The 8,472-nt window shown below is 75.1% G+C and carries 9 protein-coding genes; all 9 read left to right on the top strand.

Annotated features, from left to right (window positions below; translation table 11 throughout):
• On the top strand, nt 1-1,122 hold a 1,122-nt coding region (locus E1284_RS35690; protein ID WP_424923525.1), incomplete at its 5' end, for an Ldh family oxidoreductase.
• Nucleotides 1,119-2,063 (top strand): Gfo/Idh/MocA family protein, encoded by a 945-nt coding sequence (locus tag E1284_RS35685; protein WP_131944575.1) that lies wholly within the window; start codon nt 1,119-1,121, stop codon nt 2,061-2,063. The genes E1284_RS35690 and E1284_RS35685, both read left to right, overlap by 4 nt.
• Complete coding sequence (locus E1284_RS35680; protein WP_131944574.1) at nt 2,060-2,476, top strand: DUF6917 domain-containing protein; 417 nt, start codon at nt 2,060-2,062, stop codon at nt 2,474-2,476. The genes E1284_RS35685 and E1284_RS35680 overlap by 4 nt, the downstream gene beginning before the upstream one ends.
• A gap of 193 nt (nt 2,477-2,669) precedes the next feature.
• On the top strand, nt 2,670-3,197 hold the full coding sequence (locus E1284_RS35675) for an EF-hand domain-containing protein (RefSeq protein WP_131944577.1): 528 nt from the start codon (nt 2,670-2,672) through the stop codon (nt 3,195-3,197).
• Between the two features lie 135 nt (nt 3,198-3,332).
• Complete coding sequence (locus E1284_RS35670) at nt 3,333-4,526, top strand: DegT/DnrJ/EryC1/StrS family aminotransferase (RefSeq protein ID WP_243714947.1); 1,194 nt, start codon at nt 3,333-3,335, stop codon at nt 4,524-4,526.
• Nucleotides 4,523-5,674 (top strand): DegT/DnrJ/EryC1/StrS family aminotransferase, encoded by a 1,152-nt coding sequence (locus tag E1284_RS35665; protein WP_131944573.1) that lies wholly within the window; start codon nt 4,523-4,525, stop codon nt 5,672-5,674. The genes E1284_RS35670 and E1284_RS35665 overlap by 4 nt, the downstream gene beginning before the upstream one ends.
• Nucleotides 5,671-6,627 (top strand): UbiA family prenyltransferase, encoded by a 957-nt coding sequence (locus tag E1284_RS35660; protein WP_131944572.1) that lies wholly within the window; start codon nt 5,671-5,673, stop codon nt 6,625-6,627. The genes E1284_RS35665 and E1284_RS35660 overlap by 4 nt, the downstream gene beginning before the upstream one ends.
• A complete protein-coding gene (locus E1284_RS35655) occupies nt 6,624-7,991 on the top strand; it encodes a protoporphyrinogen/coproporphyrinogen oxidase (protein WP_131944571.1) in 1,368 nt (455 codons plus the stop codon). Before E1284_RS35660 ends, E1284_RS35655 begins: the two co-directional genes overlap by 4 nt.
• Nucleotides 7,992-7,995: 4 nt before the next feature.
• The coding region (locus E1284_RS35650; protein ID WP_165965556.1) for an AMP-binding protein at nt 7,996-8,472 on the top strand (477 nt) is incomplete at its 3' end.

Genomic DNA, 8,472 nt, shown 5'->3' with positions numbered 1-8,472 from the left:
TCCACCGCCCCGCCGCTCCCGTCCACCGCCTCCCCGCTCCGGGTGGAGTACACCGATCTGCTCGGCTTCGCCGCCGCCGTGTTCACCTCGCTCCGCATGCCGCCCGACCGGGCGCGGGCGGCGGCGCGGGCGCTCTGCTACGGCGACCTCACCGGCATGACGTCCCACGGGCTGACCAATCTCACCCGCCTCTACCTGCCGCTGTTCGAGGAGGGGCGGGTCGATCCGGAGGCGGAGCCGCGCCGGATCGCCGACCGGGGGGCGGCGGTGCTCCTGGACGCCCGCGGCGCCCTCGGCCTGTGGCTGGCGGAGGCCGCCATGGACCTCGCCTGCGAACGCGCCGCGACCTTCGGGATCGGGATGGTGAGCGTCCGCGGCGCCACCCATGCCGGCTGCGCCGGGCACCACGCGCTGCGGGCCGTGGAGCGCTCCATGATCGGGCTGGTCACCGCCAACTGCGGCGGGCAGCGCATCGCCCGCCCGCCCGGCGGCGCGCTGGCGATGCTCGGCACCAACCCGCTGAGCGTCGCCGCGCCGGCCGGGCAGCATCCGCCGTTCGTCCTGGACATGAGCACGACCGCCGCGCCCACCGGACGCGTCCGGCAGGCGGCCCGCGAGGGTCGGACGATCCCCGAGGGCCTGCTGGCCGGCGACGACGGCGCCGCGGTCACCGATCCGGCCGCCTTCGACGAGGGCCGGGCGCACCTGCTGTGGCTGGGCGGGGAGGCCGGGCAGTACAAGGGGTTCGGGCTCGGCATCGCGGTGGAGGTCCTGTCGGCCGTGGTGTCCGGTGCCGGCCTGGGCGCCCATCCGGACGCGTTGTGCGGTGACGGCGGGCCCGGCGGCCGGGACGACGACATCGGCTTCTGCACCGTCGCGATCGCGCCCGGCGCGCTGCGCACCGGCGCGGACGCCGATGCGGGCACGCTGTTCGGCGCCCTGCTCGACTGCCCGCCCGCCGACCCGGCCGAGCCCGTCCGCTACCCCGGATGGCATGAGCACCGGCGCGCCCGGGAGCGCCGGCGCCGCGGCGTCCCCCTCAGCGGGGAGCTGTACGGGGAACTGCGCGAGGTCGCCGCGTGCCACGGTGTGCCCGCGCCCGCCCTGCTGGAGTTCTCATGACGGCGCCGCTGCGGGTCGCCGTCATCGGTCTCGGGGTGATCTCCCGCTTCTACCTCGCCGCGTTGCGCGACTCGTCCGCGATGCAGCTGGTCGCCGTCTGCGACAGCGACCTGGCGAGGCCGGCGGCCCACCCGGTGCCGGGCCACACCGACCATCGCCGGATGCTCCGCGAGACACGGCTGGACGCGGTGGTCGTCACGGTCCCCAACGACGTGCATGCGCAAGTGTGCGCGGACGCGCTGGAGCACGGCGTCGCCGTCTGCGTGGAGAAGCCCCTCGCCCTTGACACCGCGCAGGGGATCGCGCTCCGGAAGCTGGCCGAGCAGCGGGGCGTCCCGCTGTTCACGGCCTTCCACCGCCGGTACAACGAAGCGGTCGCCCGGCTGCGGGACCAGTGCGCGGGGGTGCCCATCGACGAGGTCGTCGTCCGCTACTTCGAGCGCATCGAGGAGCACGTGGGGCCCGACGGCTGGTACCTCGACATGCGGCGCTGCGGCGGCGGATGCGTCGCCGACAACGGACCCAACGCCTTCGACCTCGTCCGGCTCCTGCTGGGACCGGCCGAGGTGACGTCCGCGCGGATCACGCGGGACGCCGGCGGCGTCGACCGGCAGGCCGACATCCGCCTGCGCGCGGGGAGCGGACGCGCCCGGATCCTGCTCGACTGGTCCTACCCCGGTGAGCGCAAGGACATCGAGGTGCGGCTGGCCGACGGACGGACGGTCCGCGCCGACATGCTCGCCGGCCATACCGGCTTCAAAGGCTCCCTCTGGCACGAATACGTGGAGGTTCTGCGCGCCTTCGAGCGGTATGTCGGAGGGGCCGGGGAGTGCGACGGCGGCCTGGCGGCCCTGCGGTTCGTGCGGGACGCCTACCGCCTGGAGGATCCCGGCCGTACTCCCGGCCGTACCCCGACTTCGCGGGGAAGGGGCGCGGCGTGAACCCGGCCGAGGACGGGCCGAAGAGCGTGGTCCCCGCGATGGTCGTGAAGGTCCTCGCCCACCGCCGGACGGACCGGGGCATGCGGCTGGAACCGTTCGCCAGCCGGTGCGTCCGCGCGGGCGAGGTGCACGAGCTGGTGGCGACCGACCACGGTGAGACCGCCCCCGGCGCGCGGATCGACCGGGTCGCGTTCCTCGGCTTCGCGGAGATCGGCGCGGCGGGCGTGCTCGACCGCGGCGACGAGCTGTGGATCGACGGGCGGCGCATCGGCGTCCTGCTCGGCTTCGACGGCTGCCATCTGCCCAACCACTACAACGTGCTCGTGCGGGCCGAGCCGGCCCGCACCGGAACCGAGCTCGGCCTTGCGCCGGGAATGCGGCTGGCGTTCCGCCAGGGCCGCCTCCCGCGCTGAATATCGACCGATTAACTGGTCGCCGACTGAATTGTGAGAAATGGCGATGACGGCTGCCCTGATCTCGGTCTATTGCCGCTATAGGGCCTTCGTTCGGGAGATATCCAAGCCTTACCTTAATTGCACGTTCAAGGCGGCGGACGGCCGGAAAAATAGGTAGTGCATCAGCCCCGAATAGCAGGAGGAAATGCGCATGGTCATGGCCACCACCCAGTCCAACCGGCTGGAAGAGCGGTTCCGGCTGTGGGACCGCAACGGCAACGGCGTCATCGAGCGGGAGGACTTCGCCCGCGAGGCGGACGAGATCATCGCCCGGCTCGGCGCGCAGGGCACCCCGAAGGCCGACCAGCTCCGGCAGGCCTACCTCGGCATGTTCGACACGCTGTCCGCGGCCGCCGGCGCCGACCGGCTGTCCCGCAACCAGTTCCTGGCGGCCGCCGAGCAGGAGATCATCGGCAAGGGCGACGCCGGCTTCGGCGCGGTCGTGCGGCCGACGATCGAGGCGATCGTCGGCGTCCTGGACCGCAGCGGCGACGGCGAGATCTCCCCGGCGGAGATGCACGCCTGGTTCGCCGCGATCGGGCTGGAGGGCGAGGTCGCCGACCGCGCCTTCCGCGACCTCGACACCGACGGCAGCGGCAAGCTGTCGGTCGCCGAACTGGTCAACGCGGTCCGCGACTACCACCTCGGCCGCAACGACATCCCGCTGCTCGGTCGCTGACCGGGCCCACCGATAGGAACGCCGTCCGGGGAAGTCGCGTGGCCACCGCTCCATGGCCTCCCGGCCTTCCCCGGACGGTGCCCGACGTCCTCCATTCGCACCGGTCGAAAAGGCCGCACAGCGCGAAGGGAAACAGTGCAGAAAACGCCGTCCGCGGCGGCGCCGGCCGCCGCGCCCCCTATTCCGTTCTTCAGCCAGGCACAGAGTTTCGAAGAGAATTGGAGTGAGATCAGCGGGCACATCGCCGACGTCCTGGACAACGGGAAGTTCTCGCACGGCGCGAAGGTCGCGGAACTGGAGGACCGGCTCGCCGCCTGGACCGGAGCCCGCCACGTGGTGGCGGTCAACTCCGGCACGGACGCGCTGATCCTGCTGCTGCGCGCCGCCGGGCTGCGGCCGGGCGACGAGGTGATCGTCCCCGCCTACTCGTTCATCGCGACGGCCAGCGCCGTGGCGCTCGCCGGGGGAGTCCCGGTCTTCGCCGACATCGAGGAGGGCGGCCACGGCCTCGATCCGGGCTCGGTGGACGCCGCGGTCAGCCCGCGCACCACGATGGTCATGCCGGTCCACCTGTTCGACCGCATGGCCGACCTGCGCGGACTCGCGGACGTGGCGCGGCGCCGCGGCCTGACCCTCGTGGAGGACAGCGCCGAGGCCATCGGCATGCGCATGGACGGCGTCCACGCCGGGCTGCTCGGCGCCGGCGGGGTCCTGTCGTTCTTCCCCGCCAAGACGCTCGGCGGCATCGGCGACGGCGGGGCGGTGCTGACCGGCGACGCGTCCGTCGCCGAGCAGGCCCGGATGCTCCGCCACCACGGGCGCGGCGGCCGCACGATCGACAACTTCCCCGGCATCTCCAACACGACGGTGCTGCCGGGGCGCAACAGCAAGATGGACGACGTCCAGGCGGCCGTCCTGCTGGCCAAACTCGCGAACCTCGACGCCGGAATCGCCCGGCGCGCGGACCTGGCCGCCCGCTACGACGCCCGGCTGCGCGGCCTCCCCGGCGTCCGGAGCGTCCCGGGAGCGCGCCCGCCGCTCCCCGGCGGCAACCGCGTCGTGTACGTCTACCTGCTCCAGGTCGACGACCGGGACGCGCTGGCCGCGCACCTGTCCGCGCGCGGCATCGGCACGGAGATCTACTACCCGGTCCCGCTGCACCTGCAGCCGTGCTTCGCGCACCTCGGCCACCGGCCCGGCGACTTCCCGCGCGCGGAGGCCGCCTGCGCCGCCGCCATCGCGCTCCCGCTGTATCCCGACCTGCCCGACGCGCACGCCGACCGCGTCTGCGACGAGATCGAGCGCTTCTTCACCGGGAGGACGCGATGACCGCCCCGCCCATCGCGACCATCCCGTTCTTCTCCCCGGAGCTGCTCGAGGACGACCGGGAGGTGCTCCTGGAGACCGTGCGCGCCATCGGCACCGCACCCGAGCAGAAGTTCATCCTCGGCGACCGGACCGCCCGCCTGGAGCGGGAGCTGGCCGAGCGCGCCGGCGCGCGCGAGACCATCGCCTGTTCGAGCGGGACGTCCGCCCTGGCGCTGATCCTCGCGGCGATGGGCGTCGGGCCGGGCGACGAGGTCATCGTGCCCGCGTTCGGCTGCCCGCCGCCGGCCGCGACCGTCCTCGACGCCGGCGCCCGCCCGGTGTTCGCCGACATCGACCCGGTGCGGCTGACCATCGACCCGGCCGCCGCCGAGCAGCTGATCACCCCGCGCACCAAGGCGCTGGTGGCCGCGCACATGTTCTCGGTGATGGCGGACATGCCCGCGTTCCGCGCGCTGGCCGACCGCCGCGGCCTCCGCCTGATCGAGGACTCCGCGCTCGCCCAGGGCGGGACGCTGCGGGGTCGGCCCGCGGGCCGCTGGGGGGACGCGGGACTCTACTCGTTCGTCCAGGTCAAGACCTTCGGCATGCCCGGCGAGGGCGGCGTGGTCATCACCGACGACGCGGCCCTCGCCAGGGACGTGCGGATGCTCCGCAACCACGGGCAGGACGGCGTCCACCGGTTCGTCCACCACCGGATCGGCCACAACAGCCGCTTCGACGAGGTGATGGCCGCCTTCCAGCTGCACCGGCTGCCCGGCCTCGACGACCGGCTCGCCCGCCGCGCGGAGATCTTCGCCCACTACACCCGGCGCCTGGCACCGCTGGCCGACCGGGGGCTCGTGGTGCCGCCGGAGGGCGGGGACGGCCGGTTCCACTACGTGTACACCGTCCTCACCGAGCGGCGGGACGCGTTGCGCGCCCACCTGGCCGGACACGGCATCGCCGCCCACGTGTACTACCCGCGCCCGCTGCCCGCCCAGCCGGCGTTCGCCCCCTGCGCGCGGCCCGGCGCGTCCTGGCCGAACGCGGAGGACGCCGCCCGCCGCAACATCTCGCTGCCGCTCTACCCGAACCTGACCGACGCGCAGGTCGAGCACATCGCCGACACCGTGTGCGCGTTCGCCGACACCCAAGGGGGCCAGGCATGAGCCACCAGACCGCTGTCCGCGTGCCGGGCGTGTCCGGGCACGGCACCCTCGCCGCCTACGCACGCCTGGCCAAACTCGACATCTACGACTACTACCTCGGGCTCGCGGTCGTCTGGGCGCTGCTGGCGCCCGCCGCGCGCTGGGAACCGCGGACGTTCGGCCTCCTCGCGCTGACGCTGATCGCCGAGGTCGCCGTCGTGGCCGCCATGGTCGGCTTCGACGACATCACCGGCCACCGCGACGGCAGCGACGCGGCCAACTACGGCTCCGACGCGGCGCGGCGGCGGCTGGCCCGCAAACCCCTCGTCGCCGGGACGCTCACCGAGGCGCAGGCGCTGCGCTTCTCCTGGACGGCCACCGCGGCCGGGTCGGCGCTGTGGGCGGCCGTGGTCGCGGCGGCCCCGCACCGCCCGGTGTGGGCGGTCGCCCTGGCGGCGGTCTGCGTGGCCGCGTCCGTCCAGTACTCGTGGGGCCTGAAGATCAGCTACCGGGGGTTCCAGGAGTTCTTCCTCATCGGCCTCGGCATCGGCTGGACGCTGGTGCCGTACGCGCTGCTGACCGGCGGGACGACCGGGTTCGTCCTGGTGGTGGCGGTGCTGTTCGGGTCCGGGCCGATGCTGTTCGGGCTGTACTCCAACACCAACGACGCCGACGGCGACCGGGCGGCCGGCCGCATCACCGTCGCCACGGCGGTCTCCGCCCCGGCGCACCGCCGGTTCATCGCCGTCCTGACGGCCGCCCAGATCGCCCTCATCGCCGCCGCGCCGGCCACCGGGATCGCGCCGTGGTGGTTCGCCCCCGTCCTGCTGCCGCTCGTCGCGATGCGGATCGCCCACCTGGTGATCGGCTGGCGCGGCGACATCCTGCGGGCCCGCCGGATCGCCATCCACGCCCACCGCGTGACGGCGGTCCTGCTGGCGGCGGCCGCCCTCGCGGCCGGGGCGGCGGCGTGAGCGCGCCGCTGGACGTCGCCGTGGTCGGCGCCGGGCCGGCCGGGCTGGCCACCGCGTACGCGCTGGCCAGGCAGGGACGCACGGTCCGGGTGCTGGAGGCCGCCGGCGCGGTCGGCGGGCGGATGCGGACCGTCCGCGAGCACGGCTGCCTGATCGACACCGGCGCGGAGATGTTCCCCAGCCGCGCCGGCTACCCGGCGACCTGGAAGCTCATCGCCGACCTCGGGCTGGACCGCGACCCCGCCGCCGTGCCGAACGTCCGCGACGCCCTGGCCGTGTGGCGCGACGGCAGGGCCCGCCCGAACGCCGGCCGCCCGCTGGGCCTGCTGACCGGGGCGGGCCTGAGCCTGCGCGCCCGCGCCGACCTGATGCGGTTGCGGCGGCGGCTCGCGCGGCTCGGCGACCTCGACCCGGACCGTCCCGAACGGGCGGGCATCGCCGAGGAGACCGTGGCCGACCTGGTCCGGCCCTACCACCCGGACGTCTACGACTACCTCGTCCAACCGCTGGTCAGCGGGTTCTTCGGCTGGGATCCCGCACGTTCGGCCGCCGCCCCGTTCGCGGCGCACCTGGCCGCGTCCGGCGGCTCCCACACCTGGCACACCTACCGCGACGGCATGGACACCCTGGCCCGCGCCCTCGCCGACCGCCTGGACGTCGCCACCGACCACCCCGTCACCCGCGTGGCGGCCGACGGCGACGCCGTCCGGGTGGAGTCGCCGCGCGGCACCCTCATCGCGCGGGCGGTGGTGCTCGCCGTACCGGCCCCGGTCGCGGCCGGCCTGTACGACGAGCCGCGGCCCGCCGCCCGGCTGTTCCTCGCCGCGTGCGGGTACACGCCCATGCTGCGCGTCAGCCTCGTCCTGGACGCGCCGCCGGAGCCGGCGCGGGCGAGCTTCGCCACGCTCATCCCCGCGGCCGCCGACCCGCTGCTGAACGTCGTGACCCGCGACCACCGCAAACATCCCGGGCGGGCGCCGCGCGGGCGCGCACTGATCTCGCTCATCCCGTCGCCGCGCGGCTGCCGCGAACTCTTCGGCGCGCCGGACCGGACGGTCGCGGAGCGGCTGATCGCCCGCGCCGGGCGCTTCGTCCCCGGCCTGGACGCCGCCGGTCCCTCCCATGTCCGGGTGCACCGGTTCCGGCACGGGCTGCCCGAGGCCACGCCGCGCGCGCTGCGGCTGCGCGGCGCCTTCGCCGACCGGCCCGTCGCGGCGGTCGAGTACGCGGGCGACTGGGTGCCGCTGCGCCCGTGCAGCGAGGGCGCGGTCGCCTCCGCTGATCTGGCCGCCGAACGGGTCCGCGCCCACCTGTCGGCGTGCGCGCGGCGCCCGGCCGTCCCCGCCGGCGAAGAGAAGGGGTGACCGGATGGCCTTCTTCGGCAAGCGCGTCGAGCTGGGCACGCTGTTCGAGGACGTGGCCGGCCGCGGTCACTCCACCGTCGTGCACCTCAGCCGCCCGCTGGACATCGCCCCCGACCGGGGCACCGCCCTGGACCTGTCCGCCCTGGCCGGGCTCGTGCGGGACGCCGCCGGATGGCTCGCCGCCGCCGGCGTGAAACCCGGCGACCGCGTCGCCATCGGCAAGCGCGACCACTGGGACACGGTGCTGCTGTGCTGCGCGGCCGCCCGCGTCGGCGCGGTGCCCGCGCCGCTGTCGGCGCACCTGGAGCCGGACGTCCTGGACGTCCTGCTCGAACGGCTCGATCCGGCACTGCTGGTCGTGGACGCGGCCCGGTCGGCGGCGGCCCCGGCGGCCGTCCCGACGCTCGTGCTCGGCGGGGAGGCCGCCGGGCCGTCCGTGCTGTCGCTCGACGATGTGCGCGGCCACCCCGCACCCGCCCCC

The sequence above is a fragment of the Actinomadura bangladeshensis genome, assembly GCF_004348335.1.
Lineage (GTDB): Bacteria > Actinomycetota > Actinomycetes > Streptosporangiales > Streptosporangiaceae > Spirillospora > Spirillospora bangladeshensis.
Note: the sequence above shows the minus strand (reverse complement) of the source record. Positions and strands in the feature narration are given on the sequence as shown.

Coding starts and splice junctions, on each gene's coding strand:
- E1284_RS35685 (WP_131944575.1), top strand. CDS start 1,119: ATGACGGCGCCGCTGCGGGTCGCCGTCATCGGTCTCGGGGTGATCTCC.
- E1284_RS35675 (WP_131944577.1), top strand. CDS start 2,670: ATGGTCATGGCCACCACCCAGTCCAACCGGCTGGAAGAGCGGTTCCGG.
- E1284_RS35665 (WP_131944573.1), top strand. CDS start 4,523: ATGACCGCCCCGCCCATCGCGACCATCCCGTTCTTCTCCCCGGAGCTG.
- E1284_RS35660 (WP_131944572.1), top strand. CDS start 5,671: ATGAGCCACCAGACCGCTGTCCGCGTGCCGGGCGTGTCCGGGCACGGC.